The sequence below is a fragment of the Lentzea sp. DG1S-22 genome, from assembly GCF_036321065.1.
Lineage (GTDB): Bacteria > Actinomycetota > Actinomycetes > Mycobacteriales > Pseudonocardiaceae > Lentzea > Lentzea jiangxiensis.
Genome location: NZ_CP143276.1, coordinates 4,760,992 through 4,781,228, shown reverse-complemented (window position 1 = coordinate 4,781,228; position 20,237 = coordinate 4,760,992). Strand labels below are relative to the sequence as shown.

Sequence of the window (20,237 nt, the reverse complement as noted above, 5' to 3'; positions counted from 1 at the left end):
TGGTGCTCCACGCCACGACGCCTCTTCCCCGGTTCCTGCTTGCTGACAGGACCAGTGGAAACCATGCCGCTACGGCACGGTCAAGGCGCGGCGGGAGGTGGGGACGAAGGTGGACGAGGCGAACTACTTTCGTCGCATGCAAAAGGCTCCCGGTCGAGACGACCGGGAGCCCTCCGCTGTCCAGCTGGGACTTACAGGAACTGACCACCGCGGGTAACAGCACCGTAGGCGTCCACGATGCCGTGACCGTAGAAGCCGTTGAACTTCGCGTCACCCTCACAGGTGGCGTCGAACTCCGGCGTGCGGCCCACGTTGACGTACGAGACAGTGCGCGGGTTCGGGCAGGCGCGCTGGATCGCGGTCTTGTAGAGCACCTTCTCGACCTTGTCGGGGTCGAGGGTCAGGCCGGGGTTCTTCTTGTCCTTCTTGCCGTACTGGCTGACGACCAGCGCCGCGACGCCGGCGGCGTGCGGGGCGGCCATCGAGGTGCCCTGCAGGAACTGGTAGTAGCCGACCTTGTCGCCCTGCACGGCCTTCTTCACGCCGGCGCCGAGACCCTTGTCCGTGATGTTGCCGGCCTCGTCGATCGCGCCTTCGGCGAGAGCGACGTTGCGCGGGTAGGTCGACAGGATCATGTTCTCGTTGGTGCGGTACCACGGCGTGCCGAAGAAGTCGCGGAAGTAGCCGCCCGGAGCCGAGATCGAGGTCTGCTCGAGGCCGTAGTTCGAGTAGTCGGCCTTGGAGGTCGACGGGCCGAGCGACGACACCGAGATGACGTGGTTGCCCTCGGTCGGCAGGTTGAGGCAGGTCGCGTTGTCGATCGGACGCGGACGGGCGTGACCCGGCGGGTAGTTCGGGCTCTGCACGTCCTGGCGCGGCTTGCCCAGGTCCTCGTGGTTGTTGCCACCGGCACCGATGAGCGTGACGCCCTTGCGGTGCGCGTAGTTCAGCGCGCGCTGAACGGACGCGATGATGGTGCGCTGCTCCAGCTGCTCCTCGGCCGAGGCCGTGGGGTCGTTGGTGCAGTTCATGTACCACGGGTCGACGTAGAACGACATGTTGATGACGTCCAGGCCGACGTCGGCGCCGTAGGTCAGGGCGTCGACGACGGGCTGCAGGAAGAACGAGCCCGCGTCCTGCCCGCCGCGGATGTTGACCAGCGACACGTTCGGCGCGACACCGGAGATGCCGAAGCCGTTGGCAGCGGCGCCGATGGTGCCGGCGACGTGCGTGCCGTGGCCGCCGTCGTCCCAGTTGGCCGGGTCGACGCAACCGCGGAACTCGCACGGGCCGTCGAACTCGCCACCGTCGGAGTCGTTCGGGATGTCGACGGTGAAGTTGCGCGACAGCTCGTTGTTGAAGTTGGGCGCGATGTCCGGGTGCGAACCGTCCACACCGGTGTCGAGGATGCCGACGTACACCCGCTTGTCACCGGCCTGCTTGGCGCGCGCGATGTTGGAGCGCACCAGGTTCAGGCCCCACAGGTCGCCGTCGAGCGGGTCCATGCCCGCGGTCGACTGCGACGACGCCGGAGCCTTGTTCGGCTTCTCGGCCTTGTTCTCCTTCTCGACGTTGTCCCGCTTGGCCTTCTCGGCCTTCGCCGCGGGCGCGTGCCCGATCGGCTTGGTCCGGGCGGCACCGACGATCGCGCTCGAGGCGGAAACCTTCTCCACGAACCCCGTCGCGGGCGCCTTCACCGTCAGCAGGCCCACGGCCTTGTTGTCCCGCACGACCTCGCCGCCCGCCGCCTCGACGGCGTCGATCGCGAAGTCGCGGTTGCCGGGTTCCTCCAGGAGCACCGTGTACTCCGTGTCCGCCGCCTGGCCCGCGGTGGCCGAGGCCGGCGCTGCCCCCGCCGCCGACGTACCCGCGGCGATCAGCGACACCGTTGCCGCCACCGCCATCACGGTTCTGCGCGTTCTCACCTAGCTGTCTCCTCACACCCGGTCAGGGCTGGATCCAACAACACGGGAGCGGCCCCCGAATTGCCGCTCGAGTCCGTCACACTGGCACGAAAATGCGTCCCGCATCAGCGCCTTTCGTACGGAATCGAACTGTAGCCGATCGAAAGCGGAGCGTGACGTTATGGGAACAAATCTTGACTTGTCGATATCGAGAAGATGGACTTCGCGGCTATGCGGAGTCGGGTAATGGCAACGTCGGCATGCCTGCTCTTTCTGCTCTCGGCCTGCGGTGACGCGGGCGGGGGTGCTCTGACGTTGCCTTCGCGTGGTCCCAAACCGATCGTCGGGGTAATCCTTCCCGACCAGACGAGCTCCACGCGTTGGGAGGCGCAGGACCGTCCTCTTCTGACGCAAGCCTTCACCTACGCGGACATCGAACCGTTCATCGAGAACGCGAACGGCGACGAGGGGAAGTTCCTCCGGATCGCCGAGGAGATGATCCGCCGCAAGGTCAAGGTCCTGGTGACGACGCCGTTGTCGTCGGCGGGCGGTCTCGCCGTGCAGAAGAAGGCCAAGGAGGCCGGCATCCCGGTCATCGACTACGACCGGCTGACACTCGGCGGCCAGGCCGAGTACTACGTGAGCTTCGACGGCGTGAACGTCGGCCAGCTGCAGGCCGAAGGCATGCTGAGCTGCCTCGGCGCCAAGCCGGGCGCCCAGATCGTCGAGATGGAGGGCGCGCCGACCGACCACAACGCCACCCTGTTCGCCCAGGGGCACAAGTCGGTGCTGGGGCCGAGGTACGAGAGCGGCGCGCTCGAGCTCGTGAAGACGCAGTCGGTGGAGGGGTGGAAACCCGACATCGGCGGTCCGCTGTTCGAGCAGATCCTGAACGACAACGGCGGCAAGGTCGACGGTGTGATCGCGGCCAACGACGGCCTGGCCGGCGCGGTCGTCGAGGTGCTCAAGAAGAAGGGCCTCGCGGGCAAGGTCCCGGTCACCGGGCAGGACGCCACTGTGGAGGGTCTGCGGGCCATCCTGCGCGGCGAGCAGTGCAACACCGTCTACAAGCCGGTGCGCGACGAGGCGGAGGCGGTCGCCCGCCTGGCCATCGCGGTAGCCAGGGGTGACCTCGCCGGTGCCGACGACCTCGCCACCGGCAACCTCAGGGACCCCGTCGCCCGGCGGGACATCAAGTCGGTGCTGCTCGGCGCCACCCTGATCAAGAAGGACAGCGTCAGGAGGCTCGTGACCGAGGGCGTGGTGAAGGCGCAGGACCTCTGCACCGCCGACCTCGTGGCGGTGTGCGCCGGCCAGGACATCGTCACGGGCTGAACCCGACCACTGGTGACCGGTCGGCAGCGGAGGGTGATGTTATGAGAAGAAATCTTGACTTAACAAGATTCAAGGGCTGAACTCCGCGTTTATGCGAAGACGGGTAATGGCATCGTCGGCGTGCCTGCTCTTTCTCCTCTCGGCCTGCGGTGACGCAGGTCAGGGCTCTCCGACGCTGCCCGCGCGCGGCCCCAAACCAATCGTCGGGGTAATCCTTCCCGACCGAACGACTTCCGCGCGCTGGGAAGAACAAGATCGCCCCCTGCTGACCCAGGCGTTCAACTACGCGGACATCGAACCGTTCATGGAGAACGCGGAGGGCGACGAGGCGAAGTTCGCCCAGATCGCCGACGAGATGATCCGCCGCAAGGTGAAGGTCATGATGATCACGCCGCTCTCGGCGGCGGGTGGTCTCGCGGTGCAGAAGAAGGCGAAGGCCGCGGGCATCCCGGTCATCGACTACGACCGCGTCACGCTCGGCGGCCAGGCGGAGTACCACGTCGGCTTCGACAGCGTGAACGTCGGCCAGCTGCAGGCGGACGGCCTGCTGGACTGCCTCGGCAACAGGCCGGGTGCCCAGATCATCGAGATCGAGGGCGCGCCGACGGACCACAACGCGACCCTCTTCACCCAGGGGCAGAAGTCACGGCTGTCGTCGAAGTACGACAGCGGCGCGCTCAAGCTCGTGAAGTCGCAGCCGGTCGCCGACTGGAACAACGACCTCGGCGGGCAGCTGTTCGAGCAGATCCTGAACGACAACGGCGGCAAGGTCGACGGCGTGGTCGCGGCCAACGACGGCCTGGCCGGCGCGGTCATCGGGGTGCTCAAGAAGAAGGGCCTCGCGGGCAAGGTCCCGGTCACCGGCCAGGACGCCACCGTGGACGGCCTGCGGGCCGTGCTGCGCGGCGACCAGTGCATCACCGTCTACAAGCCGGTGCGCGACGAGGCCGAGGCCGCGGCCAGGCTGGCGATCGCCATCGCCCGCGGAGACCTCGACGGTGCCGACGACCTCGCCACCGGCAACCTCAGGGACCCCGTCGCGCGGCGGGACATCAAGTCGGTGCTGCTCGGCGCCACGCTGATCAAGAAGGACACCGTCCGGACGCTGGTCACCGAGGGCATCGTGAAGCCGGCGGAGCTGTGCGCCGGCGACCTCGCCCCGGTGTGCGCCCAGCAGGACATCCTCGGAGGTTGACCCCGTCACGACCTGTCGTGATCCGGCAGGTCGTGACGCCCCGAGATGAACTCCTGCACGGCGATCTTCGCCCGGATGATCGGCTGCCTGATCCGGGCCTCGCGGCGGTACGCGCGGGTGAGCTTGCGCGAACCCTCGAGGTAGCGCCAGCGCGCCCACGGCGATCCCGGCCGTGCCAGCCGCACGGCTCCCACGGCGGGGACGACCGGCACGAGCAGGCCGAGCAGCCCCGTCCAGATCTTGCCCTTGAGCAGCGCCACGATCGCGAAGCACAGGTTCACGCCGATCGCGATCAGCCGCAGCGTGAACGTCGACGCGGGCGTCGTGTCCGGGTTGAGCTGCAGCACCTCGTCGTAGCCGAGCGGCCGGGCGCCGAGCAGGAACGTGCCGGTCAGGCCCACCGCGAGGAACACGGCGTCCACGGACAGGCGCCCCGCCTTCGTCCAGTACACGTCGCGCAGGTGCAGGATCAGCGCGAACTCGTCCAGCACCAGCGCCGCGCCCACGCCGAGACCCACCGCGGCGGCCAGCCGGGCGCCGTGCAGGTCGTCGGGGATCACCAGGCTCGTGACGCTCGACAGCAGGAGCAGCACGGTGCCGAACACGACGTGGTGCACGTGCGTGTCGCCCGCCACGATGTTCCCAGGCCACCAGCGGACCTTCGCCCTGATCATGCGCACGCTGATGCGGATGAACACGAACGTGGTCACCAAACCGATGAAGAAGAAGAGCAGTCTTTCGCTGCCGGTCAAAGCCACGGCCCCCTGGGTCAACGACCCTCCAGGTTACCGGTCGCCGTACCGGTTCACGTTCCCGTGGACGGTGCCGATCTGGAACAGGGTGCCGTGGACGTCGCCGAACGACTGGTTCACGATCGTCCCGCGATCACTGGGCCGATCCGGTGACTCGGGCCGCGCGGGGGCGCTCGCCGGGTGCTCCCGGACGAGAGCGTGCAGGCCGCGCTCGACCTGCGGTGCGACCGAGACCTTGATCGACAAGGTCGTCAGCTCGGGCACGGGCACCTCCGCGTGGTCGTTCGGGGTCTCACGTTAGCAGTGAAATCGATGGCTCGACTGAGGGCGGGGAGCCGTGGTTGACTGTCCGAGGTCGTACGTTTCGTGTTCGTGGATTACCCCGCTCGCGGAACGAGGTCGCGAGTTGTGCGGGTTCTCCAGGTTCCGGAGAAGACGCCGCCGTGACTTGACCCGGTGGTCGCGAGCGCGATCCGGCACCTGTTAGAGGAGAAGTAGCAAGATGGCAGTACAGGGCACCGTCAAGTGGTTCAACGCGGAGAAGGGCTTCGGCTTCATCTCCCCCGACAACGGTGGCGCCGACGTGTTCGTCCACTACTCCGAGATCCAGATGAACGGCTACAAGGCTCTCGAGGAGAACCAGCGGGTCGAGTTCGAGATCGGTCAGGGCCAGAAGGGCCCGCAGGCCCAGGGCGTTCGCGCCGTCTGAGTCTGACTGGTCAGCACATCTGATCTGACACCGGAGCCGCTTGTCCCGTACCGGACAAGCGGCTCCGGTGCTGTTCGTGGCCGGTGCCCGGTGGCAGCGGTGGAGGCCGCACCCGACCTGGCCCACCGGCTGGAGGCTTCCCGTGCCCGCACTGCTCGCTGAGGTGACCCGGTCGGGGTTCGTGGAGAGCCTGCACCACGGCAGCGTGGTCGGCCTGCTGCCGTCCGGTGCCGTCGGCGTGTCCGTCGGCGCGGTCGAGGACCCGGTGCTGCCGCGGTCGTGCATGAAACCGTTCCAGGCGTTGGCGTGCCTGTCCGCCGGGGCCCCTCTCGCGGGGCCGGCGCTCGCGATCGCGGCAGGGTCGCACACGGGGGAGGACCGGCACGTCGAGCTGGTGGTGCGGCTGCTCGGCGGGCTGCCGGTGGACGTGCTGCGCTGCCCTCCGTCGTGGCCGGAGGACGAGGAGACGCGGCGGCGAGTGTCCGAGCCGTCGCGCGTGCGGATGAACTGCTCCGGCAAGCACGCGGCGATGCTGGCGGCGTGCGTGGCGGCGCGGTGGCCGACGCAGTCCTACCTGGAGCCGACGCACCCGTTGCAGCGGTTGGTGTCGAGGACCGTCGCCGAACTCGCCGGTGAGAGCATCGCGCACACGGCGATCGACGGCTGCGGTGCGCCCGTGTACGCGTTGTCGTTGCACGGCTTGGCGCGCGCAATGCAGGGGTTGGTGCGCACGCCGGTCGCCGATGCCATGCGCCGGTTTCCCGAGTACGTCGGCGGCACCGGGCACGTCAACACGGCGGTCATGCGGCTGCTGCCGGGCGTGGTCGCCAAGGGCGGCGCGGAGGGCGTGCTGGTGCTCGCGACGGCGGCCGGGCACGCGGTGGCGGTGAAGGTGCTGGACGGCAACCCCCGTGCCACCACGGCGATCGGGCTGACGGCGCTCGCCGGCACGGGGTTCGACGTGTCACCCGCCGAGGAGCACCTGTCCGTGCCGGTGCTGGGCGGGGGAGAGGTCGTCGGCGAGGTGCGGGTCGTCTTCTAGAACTGCTCCGGCAGTTCGAGCATGCCGAGCTGGGCCATCACGGTCGCGGTGTCGCCGTAGACCCGCTCGCAGATCAGCACGTCCTTGTCGAACAGGAAGAACCCGACCATCCTGACCTTGAACGACCGTCCGGTAACTTCTTCGCCGATGAGGCTGCCGAGGTGCGTGCCCTGGAACTCGAACTCGAGGATCACGGCGTCATCCGCGTGGTGGACGTCGATGACCTTGCTGCGCTGGTCGGGGAAGGCCGCTCGGGTGCGCTGCCAGTAGTCGCGAACCGCGTCCACGCCCTCGAACACCTGGCCGGACGCCATGATCTCGTAGCGGGGGTGTGGGAAGGTGTTCAGGGAGGTGTCGAAGTCGTGGTCGTTCTGCGACTCCAGGTGCTCCAAGACGATCGCTTCACGCAGCGCCCTGAGCGCCTTGGACTCCGTCATGCGGCGAGACCCTCCTACGTACGCCGTACGTCGCACGGAAGCTACTCCACGCCACAGGGTCTCCGCCAGTGTCCCCGCCCCGTGAGCCGCTGACACGCGCCCGCATCGTCGACGCGGCGGTGCGGCTGATCGAACGCGAGGGCGTCGAGGCCGTCTCGATGCGACGGCTCGCCGCCGAGCTCGGCGCGGGCACGATGTCGCTGTACAACCACGTGCCGAACAAGGCGGTGCTGGTCGACCTCGCCGCCGAGCGGATCATGGCCGACGCCCGGCCGTACCAGGTGGACAGTGACGACTGGCGCGACCACATCCGGGCGCACGCGCGGGCGGTGCGCGAACTGGCCCGGCGGCACCCGCGCGCGTTCGTGATGCTGGCGACGCGGCGGCTCAGCAGCGAGGCGGGGTTCCGGACGATCGAGGCGGCGCTGGCGAACTTCGACCGCGCCGGGTTCCGGGGCAGGGTCGCCGTCGGGATGATGCGGGCGATGGTGTCGTACCTGCTGGGCACGCTGATGCGGGAGGTCGCCACGTCTCCCGAGCTCGGCGGGATCGCGTTGTCGCCGTACGAGGACGTCGACATGTCGGCGTTCCCGTTGTCCGCCGGCGTGATGGACGAGCTGGGCACCTACGACCACGACCAGGAGTTCGAGTTCGGGCTCGAGCTCCTGATCGCGGCCTTGGAGCGCTACCGGTCCTAGGGGCGCATCTCGTAGCGGCCGGAGAGCGCTTCCACCTGCTGCCACACGGCGTCGAAGCGGGCCTGGTCGACGTGCGGCTTGCGGATCTGCGCCACGGCCCACTGCTGCTGGGCCTCGGTGCTGCTCGCCTTGCCGTGCAGCGCGGTCGCGTAGCCCGCGAAGTCGCGGACCAGCACGTCGAAGACCTGGTCGAGGACCGCGTCGTCGGTCCCCGTGATCTTGGCCTGCTCCAGGACCAGCTGCCCGTAGACGACCAGCGTGAACAGGTGGCCGAGGTTGAGCAGGAAGTCGAGGTCCTTCTGCTGCTCGGCGTCCGGCGCCGCGGTGGTGAGGAGGGTCTTGATCGCGTTCGCCTGCTCGTGGAACAGCGCGACGTTCGGCAGGTGGGCGTGCTCGGCGTAGATCGGCTCCCAGTCGTGGAACTGGATCTTGCCGAGACCGCGCGCGGGACCCTGGTGCCAGAAGAAGTCGTCGTCCGCGGCGTCGTGGCGGGTCGGGACCTCGTCGTACCGCGCCGGGTTGAAGAAGTAGTTCGGCATGAACTTGAGCACCAGCGCGAGGTTCACGTGGACGGTGCCCTCGAGCTTGGGCAGCGCGCGGATGTCGGCCGTGGCGCGGGTGAAGTAGGTGTCCTTCTCGAAGCCCTTGGCGGCGATGACGTCCCAGAGCAGGTCGATGACGTTCTCACCCTCGCTCGTCACCTTCATCTTCGTGATGGGGTTGAAGAGCAGGTAGCGGCGGTCGTTCTCGTTGGCGCTGCGGAAGTAGTCGACGCTGCGGTCCGAGAAGAGCTTCATCGCGGTGAGGCGCGCGTACGCGTCGACGAAGTTCTGGCGCACGTGCGGGAAGTCCGTGACCGGGTTGCCGTAGAGGATCCGGTTGTGGGCGTGCGTGATCGCCTCGTAGAACGAGTGCTCGCAGATGCCGATGCTGGCGGTGCAGAGGTTGAACTTGCCGACGTTGACGGTGTTCAGCGCGGCGGAGAACGCGTCGGGGCCGCGGTGCAGGACGTCGGCGTCGGTCAGCGGGTAGTCCTCGAGGCGGAACTCGCTCACGAACATCTGGCTGTCGACGACGTTCTTGACCAGCTTGAAGTTCTCGTGCCCGCTGTCGACGGCGAAGAAGAGGTACTCGTCGTCGATCTTGCCGAAGACGCTGACCATGCCGGCGACGTTGCCGTTGCCGATGTAGTACTTGCTGCCGTTGGCCCGGTAACCGTCCTCGGTCTTCGTGACGATCATGTCGGTGCTGTAGACGTCGGCGCCGTGCTCCTTCTCGGACAGGCCGAACGCGAAGACCGCGCCGCTGTCGAGCAGGGCCGCCGCCTTCTTCTTGGCCTCGGCGTTGCCGCTCATCCAGATGGGGCCGAGGCCGAGCACCGTGACCTGCCACGCGTACCAGTACTGCAGGCCGTAGAAGCCGAGCACCTCGCTGAACGCGGCGTTGCGGGCGGCGTCCCAGCGCTTGGCGGGGTCGACGCTGCTCGGGGTGCAGAAGGTGGCGAAGAGCTTCTCCTGCTTCACGAAGTCGAGGAACTCGGTGTACCAGACCCTGTCCTGCGCGTCCGCGATCAGCCGCCGCTTGCCGCGAGCCTCGAACCAGTCGACGGTCGCCCTGAGCAGGCGGCGGGTCTCGTCGTCGAGGTGTGCGGGGTCGTAGTGGTTCGGGTCGAGCAGCACTGGCGCCTCCTTGCGTCTCCTTCTTCGGACGTTACCAGTCAGTAACTTGTGGGTCTACGTGGGGTTTCCTGCTCACCCGGAAATTGTCGGGCCCCCGGCGTAACGTGCTCCGCATCACATCCGCCCAGCTTGGAGGCTGCGTTGCGATGACGGTGGTCGTGGCGATAGGTACGCGCAAGGGGCTGTGGCTCGCCCGCAGCGAGGACAGGGTCACGTGGGAGGTCGACGGTCCCCACCACCCGATGCAGGAGGTGTACGCGGTCGCGTTCGACACGCGTGCCGGCGTCCGCCTGCTGGCCGGCGTGGCCTCACCGCACTTCGGCCCGGGTGTGTCCATTTCGGACGACCTGGGCGCCACGTGGGAGGAGTCCGCCTCGCCCCCGATCGCGTTCCCGGTCGAGGGCGCCGCGCTCGAACGCGTCTGGCAACTCCAGCCGGCACCCGCCTCCCAGCCGGGCGTCGTCTGGGCGGGCACCCAGCCCTCGGCCCTGTTCAAGTCCACCGACGGCGGCCGCTCGTTCGAGTTCGTCGAGGGCCTCTGGAACCACCCGCACCGCCCGGAGTGGGACGCGGGCTTCGGCGGCCAGGCCGTCCACACGATCGTGCCGGACCCGATCGACCCGGACAGGGTCCTCGTGGCGATGTCCACCGGCGGCGTCTACCGCACCGCCGACGGGGGAAAGTCCTGGGAAGCCCGCAACAAGGGCATCAAGGCGTACTTCTTCCCGGACCCGTGGCCGGAGTTCGGCCAGTGCGTCCACAAGGTCGCCCAGCACCCCTCCTCGCCGGCGCGCTTCTACGCCCAGAACCACCACGGCGTCTACCGCAGCGACGACGGAGGCGACACCTGGCAGTCGATAGCCGACGGCCTCCCGACGGACTTCGGCTTCGCCATGGTCGTCCACCCGCACGACCCCGACACGATCTTCACGTTCCCGATCGAGGCCGACGGCCGCCGCTTCCCGCCGGAGGGCAGGTGCCGCGTCTACCGCTCCCGCGACGCGGGCGAGACCTGGGAGCCGTTGTCGGCGGGCCTGCCGGACAACTTCTGGACAGCCGTGATGCGCGACGCGATGTGCACCGACACGGCCGAGATGCCCGGCGTCTACTTCGGCTCCCGCTCGGGCGAGGTCTACGCGAGCCCCGACGAGGGCGAGACCTGGCACCAGGTCGCCGCCCACCTGCCGGACGTGATGTCGGTGCGAGCGGCGGTGCTGCCCACGTGAAGGTCACCGTCCTGATCCCGGGCGTCCTCCGCACGGCCACCGACGGCGCCGCCCACCTCGACGTCGATGTCGAGGAACCAGCCACCCTGGCCAGGGCCCTCGACGTCCTCGCGGACACCTACCCTGGCCTCGACCGCCGCCTGCGCGACGAACGAGCGGGCCTGCGCCGCTACGTGAACTTCTACGTCAACGGCGAGGAGTGCCGCCGCCTCTCGGGCCCGGCGACACCGCTGGCCGAGGGCGCCGAGATCCAGATCCTGCCCTCGGTGGCCGGCGGCTGACCGGACGCGGCCGGGGTGCGCCGACCGGGGTTGGCGGCGCACCCCGGGCACGGGGTGGGAGTCGGATGCCCGCCCTCCCCGACCGCATCGCGGTCCCACCTCGCCATGCCGTCCACCGGGCATCCGCCCGCCGTCGCCGGAAGGCGTGGGCAGGGTGACGCGGTGAAGCCGGTGTGGTGGAGCCGGTGTGGGTGGAGCGGGTGTTGGCGCGTGGGCGCGGGCGTGGCGTGCCGGTGGAGCGGGCGGTGGCGCACGGGCGTGACGCGGCGATGGGGCGGTGTGGCCGGTCAGTGGGACGCGGTCGTGGCGCGGTGGCGCGGTGGTGCGGTGGTGCGGCGGTGCGGCGGCGCGGCGGCGCGGTGCAGTGGGAGGCGTGGGGCGGCGCGGCGCGGCGGGCGCCGTGCAGTGAGGCGGCGGGGCGGTGCGGTGGGCGGTCGGGTGGGTTGGTGTGGTCGGGCACAGAAGACGGTGTTCGAGTGGCGCTGGCTGGCCCGGAGACGTGGTGCGGCCCGGCGCAGTCAAAGAACCCAGGCCCGCCCACGTGCCGACCCGCTCCCGCGCACATCGCGTCTCCGCCCGCGCACATCGCGTCGCCCCCCCGGCGCACACCGCGTCGCCCCCCCCGCGCACACCGCCTTGCTGCCGCGCCGCCCGGCCTCACCTCTTCGAGGTCGGCGGCCAAGCCCCACCAACCCACCGCTCGCACCCGCCGCCCAGCGGTTCCGTCCCCCGCCCTGCCTCCGCTCCTGCCCCGAACCGCCGGCCGTTCACCCGCCTGGCCACGGACCCGTCAGCACGCCGCGAAGTCGTCGAGCAGCCCCGCCGCCACCTCCACGTCCGGGCTCAGTTGCCGGTCCGCCATGTCCGGGTTCAGCTTCGACTCCGCGGCCTCGAAAGCCGCCCGCAACGACGGCGTGTCCGGCGTGATCCCCCGCATCCGCAGCGCGCGGACGGCGGCCACCACCTCGCAGGCCAGCACCAGCCGGAACGCGCTCAAAGACCGCAGCGCCTGCGAAGCGGACTGGAAGGCGAAGCTCGAGTTCTCCTCCTGCCCGCGCGACACGACGGCGTTGCCGATGCTCGCGGGCTCGGCGAGGGTGCGGACCTCGGCGAGCGCGGAGTTCGCGCTGTACTCGAGGATCATCACGCCCGAGCTGCCGCGCACGCCCTCTGCCAGGAACGGGCGCAGGCCCGTGAAGTCCGGTTCGACCAGGGTGGCCAGGCGGGCGGTCGACAGGTGGCCGGTGTGCAGCATCGACAGCCGCAGGCGGTCGAGTGCCTGGCCGAGGTACGCGCTGTGGAAGGCGCCGTGGTGGTAGGCGGCGTCGTCGGACGGACCGAAGTGGTCGGCGACGATCAGCGGGTTCTCGGCGGCGGCGTTGAACTCGACGTCGAGCACCTCGGCCAGGTCGGTGGCGGCGTCCACGGCCGGTCCGTGGATCTGCGGGAAGCAGCGGTAGCCGAACGGGTCCTGGATGCGGGCCGCGGGACGCGGTGGGTCGCCGATCAAGCGGCGCATCTCGGCGGCGACCGCCACCTGGCCGGGGTGCGGACGACCCTGGTGGACGCGTTCGTCGTAGGCCTCGACGGCGCCGTCGACGGCCAGGAACGAGAGTGCGGCGACCACGTTCGTGGCCTTCAGCAGCTGGTGCGCGTCCTTCCAGGCGAGGCCCGCCATGCCGATGGTGAGCGCGTTGCTGCTGATCAGGGCGAGCGCGTCGCCCGAGTCGAGCTCGATCGGGTCGGGGGTCTGGGTCGAGCCGAGCCAGTAGCGCTCGCCGAGCAGGGTCAGGCCGGTTTCGGCGAGCGCGGTGAGGTCGCCCGTGCCGATGGCGCCGTACTCGTGCACGCCGGGGTAGCAGCTGCTGTTCAACGCGGCGAGCAGCGAGTCGGCGACGGCCGGGCGGACGCCGGCGCCGCCTGCGAGGAGCTGGTTCAGGCGCACGACCATCATGGCGCGCACCTGTTCCTCGGGGAGCATGCCGCCCAGACCGCCCGCGTGGCTGCGCAGCAGGCGCAGGCCGTGTTCGGCCCAGCCCTCCGTGCTGACGATCTGGTCGCGGTTCGCGCCCACGCCGGTCGTGCGGCCGTAGACCTGTCGTCGCACCACCAGGCGCCGGCTCGCGCGCCACGACGCTTCGAGCCGTGCGAGGCCGTCAGCGTGCAGCGCCACCGGGGAGTGGTACCGCGCGACGCGCACCACGTCGTCGGCGCTGAGGGACTGACCGTCCAGCACGACAGGGGAGTCTTCGACCGTGGCGCCAATGTGAGCACATAGGGTTCACAGGTGCTCGTACTGCATGGCCTGTGCACGACCGACGGCGCACTCGCGCTGTGGGCCGAGGATTCCGGGTTGCCCGCACGCAGCGAGAGCACGCGGCGGGACGCGCCGCACCCGTTCGCTGCCACGGCCGAGGTGCTGGCCGGCGCCCTCGGGCGGGAACCGCCCACAACGACCACTCGCGCGTTGCTGCTGCCGTCGTACTCGTCGGGGCCGATGGCGTCGCCGGAGCTGGTGCGCGACCCGCTGACGGCGGGACGGGCGCCGCGGGGCAAGGTGCAGCTGCGGCAGTGGGGTGTCCCCACGATCCGCCTCGAAGGCGCCCCGGAACTCGGCGCCGAGGTGCGGCTCAGCGACTCCGCCCGGTTCGTGTTCGACGTGGCGGGGTTCGCCGCCGACCTGGTCGACCGCGGACGCGTGCTGCCCTCGGTCGCACCGGACCGGGCGGTCGCGCGGTGGGTGCCGCTGCTGTCGGGCACGGACTCGGCGCGGTTCGCGGCACTCCAGGCCGCGATGCCGCCCGCGTGCCGGTGCGAGGAGATCGTCAGCGACCCCGCGGAACTCGTGCGCGCCGCGCTCACGACAGCGGTCGACGAGCAGGTCAGGGCCCGGCTGAACGGGCTCGACATCGCGCCGCGCCGACGTGGCCGAGCGACGACCGCGGAGTCGTGGCTCACCGCGCTCACCGGCGAGCCGGCGTTCGACTCCGACCCGGTGGAGCTCTACGAACTGCGCGAACAGCTCGACCGGTGGCAGGACAGCGCGGGTAACGAGAGTCCCGTGCGCACGTGCTTCCGGCTGCGTTCGCCCGAGCAGCGCGAAGAGGACGAGTGGGCCGTCGAGTTCCTGCTGCAGGCCGTCGACGAACCGAGCGTGCTCGTGCCCGCGCACCAGGTGTGGTTCGCGGACGACGGCGTGCTGCGGCGCTGGATCCCGGCGCCGCAGGAGCACCTGCTGGCCGACCTCGGACGCGCCAGCAAGCTGCACCCGGACCTAGACGAGGCTTTGCGCGGCTCGCACCCCGCCGAGATGGAGGTCGGCGCGGAGGGCGCCTACCGGTTCCTGCAGGCAGCGCCCGTGCTGGCGCAGGCCGGGTTCGGCGTGCTGCTGCCGTCGTGGTGGCAGCAGACGACGAGGCTCGGCCTGAAGCTCACCACCAGGAGCCGCGGCACGGCGGGCACCGTCGCCAAGGAGAGCGAGATCGGCTTGAAGTCCATTGTGGACTACAGGTGGGAGCTCGCTCTCGGCGAGGACACGCTCACGGACGCCGAACTGGCCGAACTCGCGAAGGCCAAGGTCCCGCTCGTGAAGGTCCGCGGCCAGTGGGTGCAGGTCGACCAGAAGCGGCTCGCCGCGGGGCTCGCGTTCCTCAAGCGCGGTGGCGGCCAGATGACGGCGGCCGAGGTCGTGCTCCACAGCGGACTGACCGAGGAGGACGAGAGCCTGCCGCTCCCGCTCACCTCCGTCGAAGCCGACGGCTGGCTCGGCGACCTGCTGTCCGGCAAGGTCGACGAACAGCTCGAACCCGTCGAACCGCCGGAGAGCTTCGGCGCGCGCCTGCGCCCGTACCAGCAGCGGGGCCTGGCGTGGCTCGCGTTCCTCGACAAGATCGGCCTGGGCGCGTGCCTCGCCGACGACATGGGCCTCGGCAAGACCGTGCAGCTGCTCGCACTGGAAGCGCTCAACCGCGCGCAAGGCAAGCGGCCGCCCACGTTGCTGATCTGCCCGATGTCGGTCGTCGGCAACTGGCAGCGCGAGGCGGCCCGGTTCACCCCGGAGCTCTCCGTGCACGTGCACCACGGCGCCGGCCGCCTCGGCGGCGACGCCCTGCGCGAGGCCGTCGAGAGCAACGACCTGATCCTCACCACCTACGCGCTGGCGGCCCGCGACGCGGAGGCGTTGAGCGACCTGACCTTCGACCGAGTGGTGCTCGACGAGGCGCAGAACATCAAGAACAGCGCCACCCGCCAGTCGCAGGCCGTCCGGCAGCTCAAGGCACGCCACCGGGTCGCGCTCACGGGCACGCCCGTCGAGAACCGCCTGGCCGAGCTGTGGTCGATCATGGACTTCGCCAACCCCGGCGTGCTCGGCACGGTCAACACGTTCCGCGCCCGCTTCGCCGTGCCGGTGGAGCGCCACAACGACCAGGACGCCGCCGCCCGCCTGCGCAAGATCACGAACCCGTTCGTGCTGCGCCGCGTCAAGACCGACCCGCGCATCATCAGCGACCTGCCCGACAAGGTCGAGATGCGCCAGCTGTGCAACCTCACCACCGAGCAGGCCTCGCTCTACCAGGCCGTCGTCAACGACATGCTGGAGAAGATCGAGGAGGCCGAGGGCATCGGCCGCAAGGGCCTGGTGCTCGCGACCATGTCGAAGCTCAAGCAGGTCTGCAACCACCCCGCCCACTTCCTCGGCGACGGGTCCCGCGTCGCCGGCCGCTCCGGCAAGCTCGCGCGCCTCGAGGAGGTGCTGGAGGAAGTGCTCGCCGAGGGCGACAAGGCGTTGTGCTTCACGCAGTTCACCGAGTTCGGCAGCATGCTCGTGCCCTACCTGGCCGCCCGTTTCGACACCGAGGTGATGTTCCTGCACGGCGGCACGAACAAGGCCACCCGCGACCGCATGGTCGAGCGGTTCCAGGACAGCAAGGGCCCGTCGCTGTTCCTGTTGTCGCTCAAGGCGGGCGGCACCGGCCTCAACCTCACCGCGGCCAACCACGTGATCCACCTCGACCGCTGGTGGAACCCCGCCGTGGAGGACCAGGCGACGGACCGCGCGTTCCGCATCGGTCAGCGCCGCAACGTGCAGGTGCGCAAGTTCGTCTGCATCGGCACGCTGGAGGAGCGCATCGACACCATGATCGAGGAGAAGCGCGCGCTCGCCCAGCTGGTGGTCGGCGCCGGCGAGAACTGGCTCACCGACCTGTCCACCGCGCAGCTGCGCGACCTGCTGACGTTGTCCGGGGAGGCCGTCGGTGAGTGAGCACTGGTCCGGCGAACGGCACCGCTACGGCAAGACCATCAAGGTGGACAACGGCATCAAGGCCAGGAGCAAGCGCGGTGACATCGGCGCCACCTGGTGGTCGCGCCGCTTCATCGAGGTGCTCGAGTCGTTCGGCATGGGCGGCCGCCTGACCCGCGGCCGCAACTACGCCCGCCAGGGCCAGGTGCTCTCGCTGTCGTTGTCCACCAGCATGGTCATCGCGCTGGTGCAGGGATCGCGCCCCACGCCGTACAAGACCCGCATCGCCATCAAGGCCTTCACCACCCCGGAGTGGCAGCGCATCGAGCACGCGCTGGCCGGCAAAGCCCTCTACGCCGCCAAGCTGCTGGCCGGCGAGATGCCGAGCGACATCGAGACGCTGTTCGCCTCGCTCGGCCTGCAGCTGTTCCCCGCCACGCAGCGCGAGCTGACGATGGACTGCACCTGCCCGGACTGGGAGGTGCCCTGCAAGCACCTCGCCGCCACCTGCTACCTGCTCGCCGAGTCGTTCGACAACGACCCGTTCGAGATCCTCGCCTGGCGTGGACGCAGCCGCGAAGACCTGCTCGAACGCCTGCGCACCCTGCGCGGCACCACCCGTGCGGTGGCGGCACGCGAGGAGGCGCCGCCACTGACGAAGTGCCTGGACACGTTCTGGCAGAAGCAGACGGCGACGAGCCTGACCCTCGGCGATCCGACGGCGGTCGTGCGCGCGGACGCGGTGCTGGACCAGCTCGACGCCGTGCCGATCACCATCGGGCGGTCGGACCTCGTCTCGCTGCTGCGCCCCGCGTACCTGTCGCTGCCGCCGGACCGCGGCCCCGAGGGTGCCGGCTCCTGATCAGAGCCGGCCGAGCCGCAGGAACACCGACTCGCCGGGAGCGTCGTCCAGGCCGTCGTTGTCCACCACGCCCACGAGCCGCTTGAAGCGGCCGTCGCCGATCACGGCGAGGCCCTCCGGCTTGTCGTGCGCGGTGGCGCCGTCCGCCCGGAGCTCGGGCAACAGGTCCTTGGCGAGCTCCTTTCCGACCAACGGCTTCACGACGCCGGCCGGCACCGGCGTCACGCCGCCGAGGTCGACGCGGTAGACCTTCTTGACCTCGGCCGCGTCACCGCGCTGGTTGTCGCGTTCGAGGACCAGCACCGTGCGGTCGTCCACCGCGGTGATCTCGGACAGCCCGATCCAGGTGCCCGGCCGGGCGGCGTCGAGCGGGTAGGCGACGAACGCCCACTCGCCGGTCGCCGGGGTGTACCGGGCCAGCGTGGCCCGGCCCGCGGTGTCGGCCTTCCACTCGCGCTGCACGGCCAGCCACACCTGCTCGGACCGGCCGCCGCCGAGCACGGTCACGCCTTCGAACCCGTTGCCGGTCGCCGTCTTCGCGACGGACTCGGGCAACGCGACCTCCCGGACGACGGCGCCGTTCGCCGCGACTTCCACGAGCAGGTTCGGCTTCTGCTTGCCGTCGCCCTCCGCCGCGATCCAGTACCCGCCGCCCCGGCGCGCGGCGATGCCCTCGCCGTCGTACCCCACGGGCTCGCCGGCCTTGGTCAGCGTCAGCTCCGCGCGGACCCGCGCCGGAGCCGCCAGGGTGTCGACGGTCAGGATCCGGGTCGGGGTGTAGACCGCGTCCGTCACGGACACGACGTCGCGGTGGTTGCCGGGGATGCCGGAAAGCCCCGACAGCGCCCCGAAACCGATGCCGTCCGACACGATCGACGGCGTGCCCTGGTTGCGCGCCAGCGACACCGCGAGCGGCTTGCGGGTGAGCCGGTACCCGCTGAGCGACGAGCGGAGGCCGTCCTGCGCCGAGTCCTCCTCCGCCGACACCACGAGCGTGCCGGTGGCCGGGATCGGCAGCAGGCCCTCCGGCCCGGCACCGGTCGGCAGCGCCTGCAGGAAACGCGGCTTGCGCGGGTCGTTCACGTCGTACACCGCGACGAGGTTGGCGCGTTCCAGACCGACGAACGCGTACCTGTCACGGCCGAACGTGGCGACGGCCAAGCCCTCCGGCTCGACGCCCTTGTTGTCCGACCGGCCGTCCGGGTACTGGCCCTGCTCGATCGCGATCTGGTCGAGCTCGTTGCCCGAGGACCGCACGACCTCGCCGGAGGCGGCGTCGAAGATCGTCCACGTGCGCGAGCCACCCCGGTAGTCGCCCTCGTCGGCGGTGGCCAGCGTGCGGTCGTCCAGCCACGCGACCGCGTCCGGCTCACGAGCGGCCGTGATGGTCCCGGTCGGCGAGATCCGGCCGTCGTCCTCGGTGTCCACACCCGCGACCGTCGCCACGCCCGCCGAGAAGTGCTTCACGACCCGGCCGGACCGCAGGTCCACGACCGCGATGTGGTTGTTCTCCTGCAGCGTGACGGCCGCCTGGTCGCGCCCGTTGATGCTGACGTACTCCGGCTCCGGGTCGGTGGGCGCGACCTGCGCGAGGCCGGTCAGCTCCACCCTGCGCAGCTGCCACGCGGCAGGGCCGCGCCCGACGAGGTCGACGATGGTCAGGAACCCCGCCGGCGCCTGCGGGATCTCGCCTTCGGCCACGTCCTCGTCGCGCTCGTTCTCGATGGCGATGGCCGCGTACCGGCCGTCCTTCGAGATGTCGATCGAGTCCGGCTGCCCGCCCAGGTCGTGCGTGGCCACGACCGCGCGCCGGCCGAGGTCGACCACCACCAGCACACCGGACGGCTCGGCGTGCGACTTCGAGTTGTTGACCGCGACGAGCGCGAGCCCGCCGACGACGTCGACCGACGTCGGCTCGCCCGGCATCGGCAGCACACCGTCCGGCGTGAGCGCCTTGCCCGCCTTGTCCGCCTTGGCCGTCTTGGCGAAGCCGATCCGCCGTGCGGGCGAGTCGGTGTAGACGACCAGCCCGCCGTCCGCGGTGGCGGCGGCGATCTCGGCGGCCGTGTGCTCGGCCGCCGAGCTGTTGCGGAACACCGGCATCGTGTCGAAGCGCTGGAACCGCTGCGGCGCGGACGCCGAGGCGGGTGCGGCCGACAACAGCACCACGAAGGCCGCGAGGCCTGCGCACAACCGGACCACTGGTCCTCCCCATCAGCTCGGAGGCGCGCAGTGTGGCTGACCGAGTGGGCGTCGAGGTGAACGCTCGCTGATCGTCCGGGGTGGATCGGGTGCCGACGGGGGTGGTTCGGCCTGGGGCGGTCTGGTTCGGGCTTGGGAGCGGGTTTGCTTCCACTGTTGAGTTTTCGCGACAACGGGCACGCCGGCGGGGACTGGGTGGCGGGTGTTCGGCAGTTCGCGGCTGCGGTGGTGGCGACGGGTGTGGCGGGCCGGGCACGTCGTGGTGTGCACGCGGGTGGCGTGGTTCGTGGGCGTGGGCGGCTGACACGGTGGCTTGGTGATGCAGGTGGCCCGGTGGGGGGCCAGTGGCTGTGAGGGTGGCGGTGGGCGACCCGGTGGGCTGGGCATGTCGTATGCACGTGGATGTTTGGTTTGCGGACATGGGCGGCCGATGCCAGTGGTCTGGTGAAGCAGGTGGACCCGGTGTGGGTTCGCTGGCCACGAATGCGGCGGAGGCCTGGCGGACCGGGCGCATCGGGAGCGCGCATGTGGACGGCGCGGTGTGCGGATGCGGGCGGCCGGGGCGGTCAGCGGGTGCGGTCGGGGCCGTGGACCCGTTGGGTGCTCTGCGGTCCGGGCGCGGTGGTCGCGGGCGGAGGCTGGGCGGCTCGGGTCTGCGGCCTGGTGGTGGACG

General features: G+C 70.4%; 16 protein-coding genes. 9 read left to right on the top strand and 7 right to left on the bottom strand.

Going from position 1 to position 20,237, the window contains the following annotated elements; translation table 11 throughout:
- Positions 1-191 precede the first annotated feature (191 nt).
- Positions 192-1,904, bottom strand: a complete 1,713-nt coding sequence (locus tag V1227_RS21790; protein ID WP_329794075.1) for a S8 family serine peptidase — start codon at positions 1,902-1,904, stop codon at positions 192-194.
- 231 nt (positions 1,905-2,135) lie between these two features.
- On the opposite strand from V1227_RS21790, the gene V1227_RS21785 reads away from it, so the two are divergent.
- Both V1227_RS21785 and V1227_RS21780 read left to right on the top strand, forming a co-directional pair.
- Positions 2,136-3,239 (top strand): sugar ABC transporter substrate-binding protein, encoded by a 1,104-nt coding sequence (locus tag V1227_RS21785; RefSeq protein WP_442916344.1) that lies wholly within the window; start codon positions 2,136-2,138, stop codon positions 3,237-3,239.
- 91 nt (positions 3,240-3,330) lie between these two features.
- On the top strand, positions 3,331-4,434 hold the full coding sequence (locus tag V1227_RS21780; RefSeq protein WP_329787431.1) for a sugar ABC transporter substrate-binding protein: 1,104 nt from the start codon (positions 3,331-3,333) through the stop codon (positions 4,432-4,434).
- Between the two features lie 5 nt (positions 4,435-4,439).
- On the opposite strand, the gene V1227_RS21775 is transcribed toward V1227_RS21780, so the two are convergent.
- Entirely contained in the window at positions 4,440-5,207 is a 768-nt protein-coding gene (locus V1227_RS21775; protein WP_329787430.1) for a hypothetical protein, read from the bottom strand.
- Between the two features lie 12 nt (positions 5,208-5,219).
- Positions 5,220-5,450, bottom strand: coding sequence for a hypothetical protein (locus V1227_RS21770; RefSeq protein WP_329787429.1), 231 nt, complete (start codon positions 5,448-5,450; stop codon positions 5,220-5,222).
- 238 nt (positions 5,451-5,688) lie between these two features.
- On the opposite strand from V1227_RS21770, the gene V1227_RS21765 reads away from it, so the two are divergent.
- Entirely contained in the window at positions 5,689-5,895 is a 207-nt protein-coding gene (locus V1227_RS21765) for a cold-shock protein (protein WP_030468404.1), read from the top strand.
- 142 nt (positions 5,896-6,037) lie between these two features.
- A complete protein-coding gene (locus V1227_RS21760) occupies positions 6,038-6,937 on the top strand; it encodes an asparaginase (RefSeq protein ID WP_329787428.1) in 900 nt (299 codons plus the stop codon).
- Here V1227_RS21760 and V1227_RS21755 read toward each other — a convergent pair.
- Positions 6,934-7,374 (bottom strand): ester cyclase, encoded by a 441-nt coding sequence (locus V1227_RS21755; protein WP_329787427.1) that lies wholly within the window; start codon positions 7,372-7,374, stop codon positions 6,934-6,936. The two genes, V1227_RS21760 and V1227_RS21755, sit on opposite strands and share 4 nt — an antisense overlap.
- 68 nt (positions 7,375-7,442) lie before the next feature.
- Here V1227_RS21755 and V1227_RS21750 point away from each other — a divergent pair, with 68 nt between their 5' ends.
- Positions 7,443-8,072: a TetR/AcrR family transcriptional regulator C-terminal domain-containing protein gene (locus tag V1227_RS21750; protein ID WP_329787426.1), complete on the top strand. Its 630-nt coding sequence runs from the start codon at positions 7,443-7,445 to the stop codon at positions 8,070-8,072.
- On the opposite strand, the gene V1227_RS21745 is transcribed toward V1227_RS21750, so the two are convergent.
- Positions 8,069-9,751, bottom strand: coding sequence for an acyl-CoA dehydrogenase (locus V1227_RS21745; protein ID WP_329787425.1), 1,683 nt, complete (start codon positions 9,749-9,751; stop codon positions 8,069-8,071). The two genes, V1227_RS21750 and V1227_RS21745, sit on opposite strands and share 4 nt — an antisense overlap.
- 146 nt (positions 9,752-9,897) lie before the next feature.
- Between V1227_RS21745 and V1227_RS21740 the strand changes: the two genes are divergently transcribed.
- A complete protein-coding gene (locus tag V1227_RS21740) occupies positions 9,898-10,977 on the top strand; it encodes a WD40/YVTN/BNR-like repeat-containing protein (protein WP_329787424.1) in 1,080 nt (359 codons plus the stop codon).
- The gene (locus tag V1227_RS21735) at positions 10,974-11,258 is read left to right on the top strand and encodes a MoaD/ThiS family protein (RefSeq protein WP_329787423.1); all 285 of its coding nucleotides are present in this window, start codon (positions 10,974-10,976) and stop codon (positions 11,256-11,258) included. Before V1227_RS21740 ends, V1227_RS21735 begins: the two co-directional genes overlap by 4 nt.
- A gap of 790 nt (positions 11,259-12,048) precedes the next feature.
- Here the strand turns inward: V1227_RS21735 and V1227_RS21730 are convergent.
- Positions 12,049-13,494, bottom strand: coding sequence for an aromatic amino acid ammonia-lyase (locus V1227_RS21730; RefSeq protein ID WP_329787422.1), 1,446 nt, complete (start codon positions 13,492-13,494; stop codon positions 12,049-12,051).
- Positions 13,495-13,545: 51 nt separating this feature from the next.
- Between V1227_RS21730 and V1227_RS21725 the strand changes: the two genes are divergently transcribed.
- Together V1227_RS21725 and V1227_RS21720 are read left to right on the top strand one after the other, a co-directional pair.
- The gene (locus V1227_RS21725) at positions 13,546-16,521 is read left to right on the top strand and encodes a DEAD/DEAH box helicase (protein ID WP_329787421.1); all 2,976 of its coding nucleotides are present in this window, start codon (positions 13,546-13,548) and stop codon (positions 16,519-16,521) included.
- Complete coding sequence (locus V1227_RS21720) at positions 16,514-17,362, top strand: SWIM zinc finger family protein (protein WP_329787420.1); 849 nt, start codon at positions 16,514-16,516, stop codon at positions 17,360-17,362. Before V1227_RS21725 ends, V1227_RS21720 begins: the two co-directional genes overlap by 8 nt.
- Here the strand turns inward: V1227_RS21720 and V1227_RS21715 are convergent, their stop codons facing one another.
- On the bottom strand, positions 17,363-19,564 hold the full coding sequence (locus tag V1227_RS21715) for an esterase-like activity of phytase family protein (protein ID WP_329787419.1): 2,202 nt from the start codon (positions 19,562-19,564) through the stop codon (positions 17,363-17,365). It lies immediately after the preceding gene.
- Between the last annotated feature and the right edge of the window lie 673 nt (positions 19,565-20,237).